A 16,863-nucleotide genomic window follows, 5' to 3' on the forward strand; every position below is an offset into this window, starting at 1 on the left:
GCTCATCATAACAACTTAGTTCTGATCTAGTTTACCTACTAGAGATAGGTCAAAACTGGCCCCCATGTACTTGAAGTGAGGACGGACAGACATCGACACTTTGTACCAACCGGGATCGCCATCAACATCAGATACTTCAATCTTCGCAGCACGTAATGGACGACTACCACGAATTTCTGCAGGTGGGTTCTCTTGGTTAGATACATACTGACGAATCCACTTATTCAGTTCGATTTCTAAATCAGTGCGATCTTTCCATGAGCCGATTTGCTCACGTTGTAGCACTTTAATGTAATGTGCCAATCGGTTGATAATGAACATATAAGGCAATTGAGTGCCTAGTTTGTAGTTCATTTCCGCTTGTTTGCCTTCTGGCGTATTTGGAAACACTTTTGGCTTCTGTACTGAGTTCGCAGAGAAAAATGCTGCGTTATCAGAACCCTTACGCATCGTTAGTGCGATAAAGCCTTCTTCAGCAAGTTCGAACTCACGACGATCAGAAACTAGAATCTCAGTTGGGATCTTTGTTTCAATCTGCCCCATTGATTCATAGTTGTAAACAGGCAAGTCAAATACAGCACCGCCGCTTTGTGGACCGATAATGTTTGGACACCAACGGTACTTCGCGAACGACTCACTAATCTTGGAGGCTAAAGAATAAACAGAGTTACCCCATAGGTAATGATCGTGACTGTCCGTTACCATCTCATTGTAATCAAACGCTTTAATTGGGTTATCTTCAACCGAATATGGATTACGCAGCATAAAGCGAGATGTACATAAACCGACGTAGCGAGCATCTTCATGTTCACGGAATGAACGCCATTTCGTGTACTGAGGCCCTTCAAAAACAGACTTAAGATCTTTTAAGTTTGGTAGATCCTCATAGCTATCTAGACCAAAAAACTTAGAAGATGCAGATGTGATAAATGGTGCGTGAGACATTGCGCCCACGTTCGCCATGTATTCCATCAGTTTAATGTCTGGAGATGATGCTGATAGCTGATAATCACAAATTACTGCACCAACTGGTTTACCACCGAATTGGCCATATTCACGAGTGTAAATTTGCTTATATAAGCCTGATCTCACAACTTCAGGCGCATCTTCGAAATCATCTAGAACTTCATCTTTCTTCGCCGAAAGAAGTTCAATTTGAATATTCTCACGAAACTCTGTGTGGTCAACAAGGTACTTCAAACCACGCCAACTTGATTCGATCGCCTGAATTTCTTCACTATGAAGAATCGCATCAACCTGTTTAGAAAGCTTTTGATCAATTTCAGCAATCATTAGATCAACAAGAGACTGATCAACTTTGCTAGTCACGCTGGTACTTAGTAACTCACCGATGAACGCTTCAACGCCACGTTTCGCAATATCAAAACCTTCGTCACTTGGCTTCAAACGAGTTTCATTAAGAATACTGTCTAAAAGTGAACCCGATTCTGCAAGGGCGGCATCTTGTTCTGGAGCTTGTACTTCTGCAGTCATAGTGTCCTCTTACTCTTCTTTCGCTGTTTCGCCTTCGCCAAGCTTCAGCTCTTCTAGTAATTTCTGACGTGCTTCCTCGTCCTGAAGGACGGCAGCAATTTTCTTACGGAAAGCCGGTACATTACCCAACGGGCTTTTCAGCGCTACAAGTGCTTCACGTAGCTCTAAAAGACTGTTTAGCTCAGGTACATTTTGCGCCACTACTTCTGGCGAGAAATCCTTCATATTTTTAAAAGTTAGATCAACACTAAGTTGTGCACCGTCTTCATCAGTTAAACGATTATCAACGTTTACCTTTACGTTTGGCGCGCAACCTTCTAGCACTTCATTGAAGTTATCTTTATCGATATTAATAGGCGTACGTTCTTCGATAGGGGTATCATCTGTTCGAGCAGTAAAATCCCCAACTACCATCATACTCAACGGCAATTCGACATCATCTTTGACATCGCCTGTAGCAGGTACGTAGCGAATATTGATGCGCTCTTTAGGAGCAACCGAGCCATCACGTGACATAATTAGTTCCTTTTCCAATTGTAGTGCTAGTTATAAATAGAGGTCCACTCTTGATATTTTTCCGGCATTTGGTCCTTATTGGGATATAACGCCGTTAATGTTGCCTCTGCAAGAGAGTCCAACTGTAAACACAAGTGCGGTTCCCAACTGGCAAGATCCATCTCCGCTCGTACCGACCAAATCTTCTCGAGATATGGTAAGCACAAAGGAAAGAGTCCCACACAGTGGTAAGCTTTTATCATTTGTAAATGCAGCATAAATTGCCCGCGACCAGAGCCGTCTTTCTCAAGTCGCTGTGCGATATTTGCTACACATTCCCCTAAGGTTTCGAGAGAGACATCATCCATCGACGATAACTCATCCTCAGTCAAAACCACCGTTTGTAATGGAGTATGACTCGAAGACGAAGAAGATAATCCCGAAGACAACCAATCAAGCGTTGCTTCATCGGCAAAGGGAATAGCATTGCTAAACTGAAGTCGCTCGATTCCAGGCAGTGACTTAGTAAACTGAATCACTTCCTGCTTGACAGCTAAAGCTGCACCTTCCCGGCCGAGATTATTGAGCATCTGAAAAACAAGAAAATGCCCTGTCAGCCAAAATGGCACATCCGTCATGGTACGCTCAAGGCGCTTAATCGTATCCGCATCAGTCTCTTGTTTCGCTTTGTCGCGATAGTTTGCTTGCTGATCATTAGAAACCGCTAAAGCTAATGGCGTACGGTTATCTTGATCGTATCCTGGCAACTCATCGATATCACACCACGTCAAATAGCGGTGAATTCGATACGCCAAAGGTGCACCAATATCAGCATGTAAAATAGCTTCAGCAACATTCTTTAAGCTGCGCTTTGATGCACTTGGTGTTGAAAAATCAGTATCAACATCCAGCTCAGCTCGCACCGGCTTCACAACTGGCGGAGCTGCAGGTGATGGTATAGTTGTTACAGGTTTAGCCGCTTCTACCAAGGTGTTTTCTACAACCTGTGTTTCTGGAGACGGAGTCAGCTCTGACTCTGCAATTGGTTCCCCAACGTGAACCAACGATGCTCTCTCCATTAACGAATTAATTACAGCTCGAATTGCAAAAAAATCGACATCCGCATCAGGAAACGCATCACTATACTGACGCTGGATCTCACCTACCAAATCAGTACATCGAGACAGCTGCTCCCACGAAGTTTGCTCAAGAGCAATCTTCGGTAATGCATTTTCTAGCTGGGTCACAAACCACTCGAGTGCACCATCCCGACCACGTTTGCGCCGTGGGAATAACGCACTACTATAATTGCTAATAGCGTGAATAATTAACGTTAACCCTTGTTCTAAGCCATCAAACTTATCCAGCTCAACCATTGCCCGGCTGATATAGCAGAATGCTTTAAGATCTTTACTGTGTTGTGTCAGAACTTCTGTTGCATGTGTTTGCACTACATTCCAGTCGACAGTTTCACCGAATAAAGAACCAAATTTCTTTATTTCGGCCTCCATCATTTCATAGCAAAACTCGTATCGTGCATCGTCACCTACAGGTTCAGATTCACTAATTGGCACTAAATAGGTTTCGATGCTAATCGTGTTCATCATTACGTCCTTAAGTGACTCTCATAATCTGCCAGCACTTTCTGTACCGATAACGCGCCTTGAGCTGGTGCACCTTTGTGATAACTTTTATCAATGGAGTTTTTTGCCATTTTATTAAGAAGTACTGTCACATCTTCAAAACGCTTAGGTGCACTCTTCTCCAACTCTTCAAGTGCAGCATTTAACTTATCAAGGCCAAATTGCGATTGACCTGTAACCGTACTAAACAGAATGAATTCACTTCGAGCTACAGTCAGTTCTCTATGTTTCGATATCAACAAAACTGTTTCACCATAGAGTTCCATCGCCGCTTCAACGTCTTCAATAGCCTTGGTGTAATAATGCTTCTTCGAATTTTCATCAGCCGTCAATAAGACAGTATCGAGTACTTTCTGCGGCAAAATATGTGTGTAAAAATACGATTGAGCCTGGCTCTGACTCCATGCTCGGTGAAAGAAATCTTGCACTTCCTGCGATTCACCTTTAACAACCCACTCAGCTAAACTGTCAAGACTACGCCCTGTGTAATAAGTTAATTCCTGACTTTGTAACGCCGCAGTGTTTAGTCGGGTCATCAAATCCGTTAACTGTCTATCCGTATATTCAGACAGTCCCCCATTCCGGCGCAGCTCATCACGTAAAGAAACCAGCCTCACTCGAACATTACTAATTGTTTTTGGCAGTGAATTAGCGATGATGCGCTGTTCATCAAGTTCATCTTCACTTTCTTGATAAACATCTCTTAGCCTGTTTTGCTGAACAGCATAAGCTTCTCGATATGGCGCAAGCGTCAACACATCTTTGGAGGTATCTTCCAACGAACTCACAATTTGCCAGGGTGGCTGAGCCAAGAACGCCGCAGTTTGAGCAGGTTTTATTGCAACAGTCACTGTGCCTGCCATGTCGAATCCAAAGTCAGGTTTATTCGCCCGATACAACACAGAACCTGTAACCAAGATAACACTCGCCACTAACACTGCTTCTAAACACTTAAAGTTACCTAAGCGATGCTTGTATGCGCCCCGGCTTTGCGTTAACACCAAGTCGGCATTACGCAAACTATTGAAAATAGGAGCATCGTGACTGGTCTTAAGCGCATTAACATCAATTTTTGCCAATTCCTGAGCAAAAGAAATAGCTGTAAAACCATGCTTGCGCGGCTTAGTTATAACGCTATGTAAAAGCAGCCATACATGCTTAGGAATCGATTCTGGTCGCTTCCGTTGGCTCAGCCTCTCTTTCCAATCACTTTGTTCTGAAAAGCCTAAGAAAAGATGTCCTGTCAGCATTGCCATTGAATAAACGTCATCTTGGGGCTGTGCCTGACCGGATTCCAAGTACATCGGTGAAGCATACGACAAACTGGCCTGAGCATACTGCTGAGATTCATTAATATATTGAGCAGCGCCAAAATCAATTAACTTAACGCTGTCGTCTTCTCCAACCAATACATTTGAAGGCTTGATATCTAAATGGCAAATACCACGAGTATGCATATACTCTAATGCGCCCGCCAATTGGTAAATCAGCCAAGCAATATGATCATGACGGAAGCCTTTATTCGGATAACGGCTTAACTTTTGAGCCAATGATTCGCCCTGAATCCACTCATACATCAAATATGGGCGATCAAATTCAGTCCCCAGCTTGATAAATTCAGAAATACCTGGATGCTGAGATAATTCTAGCCGACTAGCTTCACCTATTAGCATAGAGCGCACAATTTCTGGTGCAGCTTCATTGACGACTTTGCAGCAAATCTGTTTATCTGATTCACCTTTTTTAGCAAGGCGATAGAGTGTTGTTGAGCCGCTTTTAGATTCAATGGTGTCTAAGACATCAAATTGAGAAAAAAGCACAAATTCAAGCTTGGGCTTGTTTTTTTTCGCCACATCCTGTTCGCGCTGTTTTTTCTTTTCAATGGCCTTTACAACTAGACGGTTAATAAACTCGTTAGCTGTACCCTGTTGCTCCGACACTTTATTCTCTTTTTGCCAACTAAACTAATAAGACGGCATCTTAAATATTTCCCCTTGCTTATTTCAATGGCACAAAATAAAACAAACACTATCTCTATTAATTTAGTTAAAATCACTGCACTTTTAATAAAAACAACACCCTCTTTAACTATTATTATTTAAGTGTTCCTCCACAATTTTGAAGTTGTAATAATGATCTTGAATGTAGTTGATCAAAGAGCATTAAACTCCCGGGTTGAGGGTCATCATGCAAATGCGCAAAAGTAGCCACTGTTGCAATTCCCGAAGCCCTACCCAATGTTCCCCACCATTCATTGGTAAGTATGGCATCTTGTGGTTTGGCAAAACATTCACTACGAGCACCAATGGCAAATCCATAATCTTCAATATGACTACGTTCATTGGTCATATCACTATAAATCTGTCCAAACTGCTGGGTATATTTACTGGCCTTTCGAACTAACCTCGTACAGCCCCGTCGATCGTTACTTTCCAAGTCAAAACTAGCAAAAAGAACGCTTGCCTGAGGACGAAGCTTTAAAGTCTCAACGATACTTTTCTTTGTCAGCACCATACCGGCAGCCCCCTCACTAGGAATCACTCCCCAGGGATTGCTTTTACTCATAACACAAGACTGCTCAATCAGATCGTCTATCTGTTCAAACAAGCTATCGACAGCAATACACACAAGTACATCTAACTCCTTCATGGCCTCAATACATTCGCGGACGAACCTGTTTCCACCTTGCTCACTGACCTGTATATTAGAAATTAAATGCGCATACTCACTGCTTTCTAACCACTCTTGTACCATTATCTGAGATACCGATGACGGCAGAGAAAGTAGCAATGGCAATGGTTTTAATGACGATGGCAATTTACTCAACAAGGAGTTAAGCATAATGCTGAGCAACTCATGCGTTTTACCTTGTAAGTCATCCGCGGCTAAAAAGTCAGCCCTCGCAACCGTATACAACTCCCCCGTATTCGGTGATTCATATTGAGTAAAACGCCCTAGATCTGCTTTTGCAACAGCCACGGCTAACTCAATATTCATGCCAGTCGGAACCACAACATCACTTGCCATAATATAACGTCCAAACTGCTGACTCATAACAAAACCTCAACGACAGGAAGAACTTTTGACGACACCAATGTGTGTTCTTGCCCCTGACAAGGAAATGCCGCGGTATAAGTTGCTTCAATACGCATCTTCTCTGTATTAATCCATAACGTATAAAGCTTCATATCAACCGTTCGTTCATCCTCACCAAACCTCGCGACTGCCTGGTATTGCTCACTAGGAATACGGAAAGACAACACATCATCATGTGAAAAACCGCTGACCATGACACGCTCACCGCCATTTAAAAAACTCTTACATTGCTGGTCTTTCGGGGCACATTGGTAGAACTTCACATCAAAATCAAGGGGTAGCAATGGGCGTCGCTCCTCAAACCACGTTTCGTCATACGTTCCGGCATAACTCAATCTTTCAGAAAAAAATGGAGGTAGAGGTCCAAAACCAGCCACTTCAACTTTATCCGTATTCGCCTGCCAATCTTGGCTTGAATAAAAAACTGAAGGGACAGCACAACTCAGCAACTCTTGATTACTTTGCGCAATCCCGCAACCCAGACGATTTCGATGATCTCCACCTAAGGCATGGCAATAATCAACGTCTTGGACAATAAAAGCCTGCGGTGTGGAAACCGTAATACTGCCACCGTGAGATACCCATTGACGCGGACCTATTACGTCCAAGGTCTTATCTATATGTCCATCAATTAAGAGTCGGCACTGATGATGTTTCACTGGGCGGTTAGCATAACTACGTGCCTTACCATAGATAATGACATCGGTATTTCTTTTGAGAACAGGAAAGTCGTGGTCAGCAACCATAGAGGAAAAACCAGGTTCGCCCAGGAAAAGTGGATCGTCATACACTTCCACATCATCAACTTCCACCCATTGTTTTTCCATGAACTGCCACGCACGTTTTAAGCTCAATACCCAAACTTCATGGCCATTCGCATCTCGCTGGAAGCGTCCTTTTATCGATTGATTAGGTCCAGCGTCAATATCCCACAGCTGCATACTGGTTCCTTAGATTAAATCGCTCCGTTGCGACAGGCATGTTTGCCATTTGTTGGATTAATAACTGCTGTTGAATACGTGGCATCATGGCATCCCATGGTACGTATAAACGAGATCGGATACACAGCTGACGCCATAGCCATTCACGTAACATGCTGTTTATTTCAGGACTCTTCAGGGCTCTAAGCGTATTATCGAAATTTAAAGAACGTCCTAAACGAATTGGCTGACTGCGCAGGACCTGCGTTTCTGTTGTCCAGAGACTGAGCGATACAAGGGCATCAGACCATTCAACATCAACCCCTAATTGGCTTGGCCGATATGGAAGTAAATCACCATAAACGACATATAAAGCACTCCACCACAGTTCACCATCGTCCTCGTCCAATGCCTGCATATGTTCGACAGCAGTCGTTACCCAACTTGTGTCCCCCACAAGAGCCAAATGTATAGGTGCTTCCTTTTGTCCAACATCAAACGCCATAAACTCATGAAGTTCGAGCAACTTTGCGTAAGTGGCTACAAGTCCATTTGGTAAGGTCATAAGGTCTGTACCAAAATACTGTCTAAACCATGTATTGCGATCTTCTTTAAGCAACAGACGTTCAAACAAGCTCGCATCCCCTACCTCGTTCTCTTCCAGCCACTCTATGCTTTCATCCACATTCGCTAAAGCCAAAGAAACTTGCAAAGGCTTTGCATCAAGCTTTTTACTACTAGCCCAATACTTTGTAAGTGCAACACTTTGTGTCTGCCTTAAGACAAGGTACTGGAAATAATCGAGACTACCACTAGCCTGACCTTCAATTAATTTCGCAAATAATGAGTCAAGCTCGGTGCTATTGGCATGTAATACCAACATCTTGGCCATTTCCGAAGGAAGTTTAGACAAACAGTCAATGGCAATAAGTAAATGACCTGGATGCTCTTTTTGAAGTTTCGGATTAAACAGAGCCCATACCAATACAGCAGGTGAACTATCCCCCAATTGATAAAGAAGTCCAGGATGAAGGCGATATAGAGCTAGCAGCGCATCGAAAATCCCCTCTAACTGACGCTCTACCAGCAGTAAGTAATCCAATTCAAACGCTGGAAAACCTTCTCGATGAAGACGAAAACACTGCCTCAACATAAACTCTGCCGACTCTTCTGCTAGTGCAACTTTTTCCTGTCCAAATTGAACCCATTTTTCAGGCAGTCCGGAGAGCGATCCAATTTGGAGTTTGACTAATCTCACTGCCTCAGCCAAATCGCTATCAGTCAGAGGTTTCGCGATTTGATCAACTGAAAGTCTTTGTCGAATCATGGTGTACTTCTAATTTATGGCTATTGTTGAACCCTGTATCTTTTGAGCTTTTTCTGCTTGCGATGTAACGTATTTGGCTCGAGTAGTAATACGTCCATCTCGTCCGCTATACCGCGTTTGCGTCTCACCACTTTTCACGATCAATTCCTGCTCTGCCTCTATCACCATCTGTGGAGCACGCAGAACTAACGGCTTGTCGTCATTAAGAAGAGAGAAAAAAACATCCGTTAAAACAGGCAAATTGATGTCACCATTTAAGAATTCAATTCGACAAGTCAACTTGTTCTCAATGGCCATTTCTAACTCTGACTTTCGAAATTGCCGGCCAATCTTTGCGCTGATCGGTCTGCCATAAAGATTCCCTTCAAAATCGACACGTACACTTTCAAGGTTAGTGTTAATAGCAACGACCAGCCCAAAACGGGCAAAGCAAGCCGAAGATTCGGCTTGCTGTGTCGTTTCTATGGTTTCAGTAATAAGTGAATTGGATTGTTTCATTAGTTAATTGCCACTTTGCCACCTTTCACAACTACTTTACTGCCACCTTCAATAGTGATGGAGTCTCCTGATAACTTGATACTACCATCGCTCGACATCACCAATGAGGAACTACCCGTTTTCAATACAATCTTCTCACCGCTCACAACCTGAGTCGCGCCATCAGCTTTAAACGATGTATTGCCTTTTACCGCTACCGTTAAATTACCGCCGACAGTTTGGTTATCATCAGCACTAACATCACTTGAGCGTGAAGCTCCAACAGTCAGGTTGCTGTTTTCACCGATATCTAGATCATCGTTCTTTCCGATCTTGGTGGTACGGTTATCGCCAACATCTAATTTTGTATTATTTTTCACAGATTGCGTTTCATTCGCGTTGTACTTAACCGTTACGTCCTGTTCAACCGTTTCAGAGAACGTGCTGTTAACTTGAGTTGTTTTATGGCCATCAATAGTTTCTTTATGGTCGCCATGTACCTCATTGGTTTGATGCCGGCCAACTTTCAAGAACTCATCTTGACCGATGTCACGAAAGCGATTATTTAGTACCTTCGTTGACATATCCTTTTGGGCGTGAATGTGGATCTCTTCTTGGTTAGCCTCATCCTCAAAGCTCAACTCGTTATAACCGCTGCCTTTGTGTGTTTGAGTACGGAACGTCGTACGTGTTTTATTTTCTGGTAATGAGTACGGTGGATAATGCAAGCCGTTATATACTGCGCCTGTAACTAATGGTTTGTCTGGATCACCTTCAAGGAAAGACACCACCACTTCATGACCAATTCGAGGTAGGTACACTGCACCCCACGTTGGTGCAGCCATCGATTGACTAACACGAATCCAACAGCTGGCATTTTCATCATTTTTACCATAGCGGTCCCAATGGAATTGAACCTTGATGCGTCCCAATTTATCGGTATAAATCTCTTCACCGGCTGGACCAACAACAACGGCAGTTTGTGGGCCATCAACCACTGGTGCAGAAAGCTTGGGAGCCTTGAATTCAACGCTACGAGGTATGCACACAAACTGGTTCTGATATGTCGTTGGCATACCACTCGCTTCTTCTTCATGCACCTGCGGATCATGCCCACTATGAATCACAGACAACATGGTGTAATCACGGTTAATTGAGCTTCGTGGATGCTTATCGATATTAAAGCTATAACCCGAGCTCAAGCGCATTACGCAACTAGCCCCTTCCACTTGATTGTTATCAACTGCATGCTCGTTCATCCATTCACTAGCGCGGATTTGCCCCTGTCCAGGATTGCTGTAACGAGCAGGGAAGTCGAAAAAAGCTAGATCTTGATCGAGCTCACCGTTACTCGTCATCTCTTGAGGAATACGAGGGTACTCATAATTGTAATCAGTCTGAGTTACGCAACCAGTACGGACCCGATTAATTAACTCAAGATCGAAAATATGCTCACGATCCGCGACACCACCGCCGCCCGACTGATAAACAATCGGTCCAGTATATGACGAATTTTGTGGCGTACCCTCCAGCTCAGCAATTGCATCATTACTGTCCACAATCACCATGGTGTGATTCGATTCAGAGTGCTCGAAGTAGTACCATATACCGTGCTCAGCCATAAAGCGTTGAATAAAATGACTATCTGTTTCGCGATATTGCAAAACATACTCTTTGGCAAGATACATACCCGAAAGCTCAAGTCGATAGTCCGTCACCGATGCATCATCAAGTACTTTAGAGATAATATCCGGAACCGACTGCTGCTGAAAAATCCGACAGTCTTGACGCTGGGTAAGAAACCAAAGTTGCGGAACCAATACCACCTGGTAGCGACTGAAACGTCGACCTTGCCCAAGATAACGAACTTCATTCACTACACCGTGAAAATAACGAGCTACACCAATACCTTGCCCATATAAACTTAACAGTGCAGGCTTTCTAATTAGTGCATCAAAAGTAATATCTGCATCAAGTGAAAGTAATGATAGACTCACACTAAACGGCTTAGACAGCTCTTCAGTTACATGGAAGCTTTCAACTCGAAACTTATGCTCCGTCCCAAGTACTTCAAATTTGAACTCTACATCATTAACCATATCTTTTACCTGATGCTAATAAGGAAAAAGGGCCAAAATGGTTGGCCCTTACTATGAATGCGTACAATTAAGCTTCGCGTGGAGCACGCCAGTCATCGTGACCTGCAGTACTACCAGCTCGGTGTGATACATCAATTGCGCGGTATGTGAATTTCAAAACTTCTTCAACAACACGGTCTGAAGTTGATGCATCTTGACAGTGTGCCATACGAGTTTGCATATCAACCAGCAGCGCATCGATTAGTTTAATTGTGTAGTAATGCTCTTGCTTACCAGAAACAGATGTACGGTAGAAGTTAATCTTACACTCAGGAAGTTTCTCACCAGATACTAGCGCGTTAAATAATAGTGGAGAACAGCGATCTTGCTGCTTGGTTACAACAATTGGACGGTGAACACGCTGACCAGTTGGCTGGCCGCTTTGTGGATCGCGAGGAACAGTTAATACATGATCTAGTTCTTGAACTAAGAATTCATCCACGTGAGCTTCCTGCCAAGTGTTACCTACAGATTCTGCAGAGTAAGCGCCTTCTGTAATCAGTTGTTGATTTTCACCTGTAATTGACATATACGCTGGAGTTGGCATTGATATTTCCTTCTTAACAAATTTTCTTTAATTAAATTAACCAAATCGCTTATCACCGCGATACAACACTCATAGCAAACACCGTACCAACTCTTTAAGCCCAATAAATACAATAACTTACAGAAACACCCGAATTATTTACAAAAATATTAGTTATAATTTATTGTGTTATTTTGCAATAAATCAGAAGGCAATCATAATTTATTAGAAGAAACAGTTAAAGTAGATAAATTTGGTATTTACAGAAAAATAAAAGTCAGAAAAACTATTAATTTAGGCATAATGACTAGCAAATAATTCAACCTAACCAATAATCAGCCAGCAAAAATAAAACAATAAAGGAATTACCATCCATTTTATCTAATTTATGGCCTCACCATCAGGCTTTCAAAAAAAAGAGAATCGATTCTTTAGTATACTGGGCTTATTTATTACTCTGCCTAATATCCGTAGATAAAATGATAAACATTAATCTCTCATCTCTAATACAGCGTCTTCACCCACTTGCAAAAGTTGCACTTGAAGATGCAGCGGCCCTTGCGGTTGCTGAGCGAGCTAATGAAGTTCAAATCGAACATTATTTATTAAGCTTACTAGAACGACCAAATAGTGACTTCGATTTACTTCTTGCCCACTTCGATTGCTCTGAGAATCTACTCCGTCAATCAATCAAATCCACTTTAGATACAAGCCCTAAAGGCAATGGCGGAAAGCCTGTATTCTCAGCCCTGTTGATTGAATGGCTACAAGAGAGTTGGCTGGTTTCCTCACTTGACCTTTCTGCAACTCAGATCCGTAGTGGTGCGTTACTACTCACCTTGGTAAGTAACCCTCTACGCTACGGTCAGCATGGATACGCATCTCTCCTTGAATCTATCAATGTTGATACCCTGAAGCGTAACTTTGCGGAATTAACAACCTCATCACTGGAATCGCAAGTAGCCACTTCAGAGCAAACACACGCACGAGAAGAAGGCACCGCATTAAGTAAATTCACCACAGACTTTACTGGCAAAGCACGTAAGGGAGAGATTGATCCGGTATTTTGTCGTGACCAAGAAATCCGACAGATTATCGATATCCTGGCTCGTCGTCGTAAAAACAACCCAATCGCCGTTGGTGAACCTGGTGTTGGTAAAACAGCAGTTGTTGAAGGTCTTGCTCTAAAAATTGTTCAAGGCGAAGTGCCAGACGTCCTAAAAGGCGTTGAACTTTACGGCTTAGATATGGGCTTACTTCAAGCTGGTGCCAGTGTAAAAGGTGAATTCGAAAAACGCCTGAATGCAGTGCTGGACGAAGTGAAAAACTCACCAACACCTATCATCCTGTTTATTGATGAAGCACATACTCTAGTCGGTGGCGGTAACCAAGCCGGTGGCAGTGATGCAGCAAACCTCTTAAAGCCTGCTCTTGCGCGTGGCGAAGTGAAAACCATCGCGGCAACAACCTGGTCTGAATACAAGAAATATTTTGAAAAAGACCCAGCCCTTGCTCGCCGATTCCAGTTGGTGAAGCTCGATGAACCGTCTCCAGAACAAGCTGCTTTAATCATTCGAGGTCTTCGTCCGGCATACGAAAAGTCTCATAAAGTTTATGTTCGTGACGATGCGATTACCGCTGCTGCTGCTCTTTCTGCTCGTTACATCTCAGGCCGACAACTACCTGATAAAGCCATTGATGTACTAGACACGGCCTGTGCACGCGTAAACATCAGCCTAAATGCAGTTCCTTCATCCATTGAAACATTGCAACAAGAAATCGCCGCTTGCCAGCGCGAACTCGAAGCATTAGAACGTGACGCCCTACAACAAACCGGCGACAAGCATAGCCTGGCGACCATTCCAGAACTGAAAACGACAATAGAAGCCAAGCGTATAGAGCTTACAGCACAGGAAGTGCAATGGGAGCATGAAAAAAACCAGATCGAAGAGATGATCGCGCTTCGTAAGCGTCTGCATCAAATCACAACAGAGGCCGAAGAAGAAACAAACGAAGAAGAAAAAACACCATACGCCGATTATAGCGAAGAACAAATCCGCGTAGCCATCCAGAGTTGCCAAGAGCAGCTTGATGACGTACGTGGCAACCAACCTCTGGTTCATTTTGAAGTTGGCCCTGATGAAGTCAGCCAGGTTATTTCCGACTGGACTGGTATTCCTATGGGGAAAATGCTTCAAGATGAAGCCGAGACTACACTAAATTTAAAATCATCCCTGATGGAAACCATCAAAGGTCAGACATTCGCTATTGACGCATTGGCTGAAGGTATTCAAACGGCTAAAGCAGGCCTTGTAAACCCTGATGCACCAACAGGCGTCTTCTTACTTGTTGGCCCAAGCGGTGTCGGTAAAACAGAAACTGCCCGCGCTATTGCGGACCAAATGTTTGGTGGCGAACGCTTCATGACCACCATCAACATGTCTGAGTTCCAGGAGAAGCACACCGTATCTCGCCTGATAGGTTCACCTCCTGGTTACGTTGGTTATGGTGAAGGTGGTATGTTAACGGAAGCTGTTCGTCAGCGCCCTTATTCTGTTGTTCTACTTGATGAAGTAGAAAAAGCGGATCCAGAAGTATTGAATCTGTTCTACCAAGTGTTCGATAAAGGTACGCTGAACGACGGTGAAGGCCGTGCTATCGACTTCAAAAACACTCTAATTATCATGACCAGTAACCTGGCAACGCATGAGATCGAGTCTCTTGTTCACCAATCGAAGGATATTGATGCTGGAGTAATTGCTGAAGCCATCCGCCCAACATTGAACCAACACTTCAAACCCGCACTACTGGCACGCATGAACGTACTAACATATCTTCCACTTACTGATGCAGCGATGACGGACATCATTCGTCACAAGCTAATAAATGTATCGCAACGCCTGCAAAGCCACCACAAACTCGCCTTGAGCTACGATGAGAGTTTGGTTGATTTTGTGTTGGGCAACTGCCGCCTAGCCGAAACAGGTGCACGAAACATCGATACAGTTATCAACCGTCAGTTGTTACCACAGTTGTCTACCCAGCTACTAGTGCATGGCAAGGACGATTCACACTCTCAGATCACTGTTTCTGTTGATGAGCAGGGAACCCTCTCATATGCTTTCAGCTAATCATAGTGATTTAAGTAATGCACTACTTGCGATCAGCCAATCTTTGGCTGATCGCAGCCAATTGGTACAAACACTGGACGCCGTGCTTACTGCGGCGCGCCAGATGACTTTTGCTCGCCATGGCATCATCTACGTTCTGGACCAGACGGGCCAGGCTCTAATCCCTTGCATTGTGCACCACAATGAAAAACCATTGGTGGATCATCCGTGGCCGCCACTACCATTAGATTCTGCAAGTGAGACCGACCCGTTCAGTTACGCTATTCGCAACGGCGAAGTTGTTCTGCTTAATCAGCTCTATCAGTACAATGGCTATGATTGCGAGAAGGTTTATCAATGCGAAAGCGCATTATCACACAAAAGCGAAAATCTTCTCTCATGGCCGTTAATTGATGATAAAGGAAAAACAGTCGGCCTACTGGTTCTCTTTGACCTCAATGTTATTGACGACGAAGCGATTCTGACTGCTTTCTGCCAAATCGCAGCCACCAGTATTCGACAGGCTGTTTGGTTGGAAGAATATGGCCATATGGTCAAAGATCTCAGTGCCAACAACGCTTCTCTTGCTCGGGAAAACCACCAGCTCAAGCAACAAAAGCAAACGCATTACACCGGCCCTATCGCCGAGAGTGAGCCTATGCTGAACGTGCTTAGTCGACTCAACAGAGTACTTTCCTTACCCGTCGACGTATTGCTAAGAGGCGAAACAGGCGCAGGTAAAGAGGTTATCGCCAAGTACATCCATGAGAATTCAAACCGCGCTAATGCACCACTCATTGTTCAAAACTGTGCAGCCATACCAGAGCAACTGCTTGAATCCGAACTGTTTGGTCACAAGAAGGGGTCCTTCACCGGCGCGGACAAAGACAAAATAGGCCTGTTCGAAGCAGCCAACGGCGGCACACTTTTCCTTGATGAAATAGGTGACATGCCTTTGATACTACAATCAAAGCTGTTACGTGTATTGCAGGAGCGTAAAGTGCGTCCAGTCGGCTCAAGCAAGGAAATAGAGGTTAATGTACGAGTGATCGCCGCGACTCACTGTCACCTCAAAGAAAAAATCAAAGCTGGCGAATTTCGGGCAGATTTGTTCTACCGACTTAATGTCTTCCCCATTATGCTTCCACCGTTAAGGGAACGTCAGGCGGATATTTTGCCATTGGCAGAACACTTTATTCAGCAAAGTGCTAAATCTCTAGGGTTAAAGCAAGCACCAGGATTAAGCGCCAAAGTCCGGCAGCAGCTGTTACATTACCCTTATCCGGGCAATGTCCGTGAGCTTAAGAACGTCATCGAACGTGCTGTGCTGCTCTCAGACTTCGAGACCATCACCCAAATTGAACTGGGTGATAGCGAGCCTGTAGATATTACTGAAAATGCACAGGCTATTGTTGAAATCCCTGAACCTGTTACAGCAAAAACAGTAATACCTGAAGATTCGAACAAAGGCTTAAAAGAAGTGGTCGGTGAATACGAGAAAAACGTAATCCTTGACTGCCTCAATGCCTGTAACTGGCAAACAAAACGCGCAGCAGAACAACTTTCATTACCTCTAAGCACGCTTAGCCACAAGATGAAAAAATACGAAATCAGAGCTGCTGATTAAACATTTTTGA

Annotated in this window: 12 protein-coding genes; 2 read left to right on the forward strand and 10 right to left on the reverse strand. The window is 43.8% G+C overall.

What is annotated here, in order from left to right; translation table 11 throughout:
- Positions 1-15 precede the first annotated feature (15 nt).
- From tssC to Q0852_RS05565, 10 genes are all read right to left on the reverse strand, one after another.
- Complete coding sequence (gene tssC / locus Q0852_RS05520; protein WP_299015023.1) at positions 16-1,494, reverse strand: type VI secretion system contractile sheath large subunit; 1,479 nt, start codon at positions 1,492-1,494, stop codon at positions 16-18.
- Positions 1,495-1,503: 9 nt separating this feature from the next.
- Positions 1,504-2,010, reverse strand: a complete 507-nt coding sequence (tssB, locus tag Q0852_RS05525) for a type VI secretion system contractile sheath small subunit (protein ID WP_299015026.1) — start codon at positions 2,008-2,010, stop codon at positions 1,504-1,506.
- A 26-nt stretch (positions 2,011-2,036) separates the two neighbouring features.
- Complete coding sequence (gene tssA / locus Q0852_RS05530; protein ID WP_299015591.1) at positions 2,037-3,593, reverse strand: type VI secretion system protein TssA; 1,557 nt, start codon at positions 3,591-3,593, stop codon at positions 2,037-2,039.
- Between the two features lie 2 nt (positions 3,594-3,595).
- Positions 3,596-5,572: a protein kinase gene (locus Q0852_RS05535; RefSeq protein ID WP_299015029.1), complete on the reverse strand. Its 1,977-nt coding sequence runs from the start codon at positions 5,570-5,572 to the stop codon at positions 3,596-3,598.
- A 154-nt stretch (positions 5,573-5,726) separates the two neighbouring features.
- Positions 5,727-6,686, reverse strand: a complete 960-nt coding sequence (locus tag Q0852_RS05540) for a hypothetical protein (RefSeq protein WP_299015031.1) — start codon at positions 6,684-6,686, stop codon at positions 5,727-5,729.
- A complete protein-coding gene (locus Q0852_RS05545; protein WP_299015036.1) occupies positions 6,683-7,669 on the reverse strand; it encodes a DUF2169 domain-containing protein in 987 nt (328 codons plus the stop codon). The genes Q0852_RS05540 and Q0852_RS05545 overlap by 4 nt, the downstream gene beginning before the upstream one ends.
- The gene (locus tag Q0852_RS05550) at positions 7,650-8,975 is read right to left on the reverse strand and encodes a hypothetical protein (protein ID WP_299015039.1); all 1,326 of its coding nucleotides are present in this window, start codon (positions 8,973-8,975) and stop codon (positions 7,650-7,652) included. The genes Q0852_RS05545 and Q0852_RS05550 overlap by 20 nt, the downstream gene beginning before the upstream one ends.
- Positions 8,976-8,984: 9 nt before the next feature.
- Complete coding sequence (locus tag Q0852_RS05555) at positions 8,985-9,473, reverse strand: hypothetical protein (protein ID WP_299015041.1); 489 nt, start codon at positions 9,471-9,473, stop codon at positions 8,985-8,987.
- Entirely contained in the window at positions 9,473-11,551 is a 2,079-nt protein-coding gene (gene tssI, locus Q0852_RS05560; protein WP_299015043.1) for a type VI secretion system tip protein VgrG, read from the reverse strand. Before tssI ends, Q0852_RS05555 begins: the two co-directional genes overlap by 1 nt.
- 67 nt (positions 11,552-11,618) lie before the next feature.
- Positions 11,619-12,137: an Hcp family type VI secretion system effector gene (locus Q0852_RS05565; RefSeq protein WP_299015046.1), complete on the reverse strand. Its 519-nt coding sequence runs from the start codon at positions 12,135-12,137 to the stop codon at positions 11,619-11,621.
- Between the two features lie 458 nt (positions 12,138-12,595).
- On the opposite strand from Q0852_RS05565, the gene tssH reads away from it, so the two are divergent.
- The gene (tssH, locus tag Q0852_RS05570; protein WP_299015049.1) at positions 12,596-15,247 is read left to right on the forward strand and encodes a type VI secretion system ATPase TssH; all 2,652 of its coding nucleotides are present in this window, start codon (positions 12,596-12,598) and stop codon (positions 15,245-15,247) included.
- Positions 15,234-16,853 (forward strand): sigma 54-interacting transcriptional regulator, encoded by a 1,620-nt coding sequence (locus Q0852_RS05575; RefSeq protein ID WP_299015052.1) that lies wholly within the window; start codon positions 15,234-15,236, stop codon positions 16,851-16,853. Before tssH ends, Q0852_RS05575 begins: the two co-directional genes overlap by 14 nt.
- Positions 16,854-16,863: the final 10 nt, after the last annotated feature.

Origin of the sequence: uncultured Photobacterium sp., assembly GCF_947502415.1 — a bacterium.
Classification (GTDB): Bacteria; Pseudomonadota; Gammaproteobacteria; order Enterobacterales; family Vibrionaceae; genus Photobacterium.

Coding starts and splice junctions, on each gene's coding strand:
- tssC (WP_299015023.1), bottom strand. CDS start 1,494: ATGACTGCAGAAGTACAAGCTCCAGAACAAGATGCCGCCCTTGCAGAA.
- tssB (WP_299015026.1), bottom strand. CDS start 2,010: ATGTCACGTGATGGCTCGGTTGCTCCTAAAGAGCGCATCAATATTCGC.
- tssA (WP_299015591.1), bottom strand. CDS start 3,593: ATGAACACGATTAGCATCGAAACCTATTTAGTGCCAATTAGTGAATCT.
- Q0852_RS05540 (WP_299015031.1), bottom strand. CDS start 6,686: ATGAGTCAGCAGTTTGGACGTTATATTATGGCAAGTGATGTTGTGGTT.
- Q0852_RS05545 (WP_299015036.1), bottom strand. CDS start 7,669: ATGCAGCTGTGGGATATTGACGCTGGACCTAATCAATCGATAAAAGGA.
- Q0852_RS05550 (WP_299015039.1), bottom strand. CDS start 8,975: ATGATTCGACAAAGACTTTCAGTTGATCAAATCGCGAAACCTCTGACT.
- Q0852_RS05555 (WP_299015041.1), bottom strand. CDS start 9,473: ATGAAACAATCCAATTCACTTATTACTGAAACCATAGAAACGACACAG.
- tssI (WP_299015043.1), bottom strand. CDS start 11,551: ATGGTTAATGATGTAGAGTTCAAATTTGAAGTACTTGGGACGGAGCAT.
- Q0852_RS05565 (WP_299015046.1), bottom strand. CDS start 12,137: ATGCCAACTCCAGCGTATATGTCAATTACAGGTGAAAATCAACAACTG.
- tssH (WP_299015049.1), top strand. CDS start 12,596: ATGATAAACATTAATCTCTCATCTCTAATACAGCGTCTTCACCCACTT.
- Q0852_RS05575 (WP_299015052.1), top strand. CDS start 15,234: ATGCTTTCAGCTAATCATAGTGATTTAAGTAATGCACTACTTGCGATC.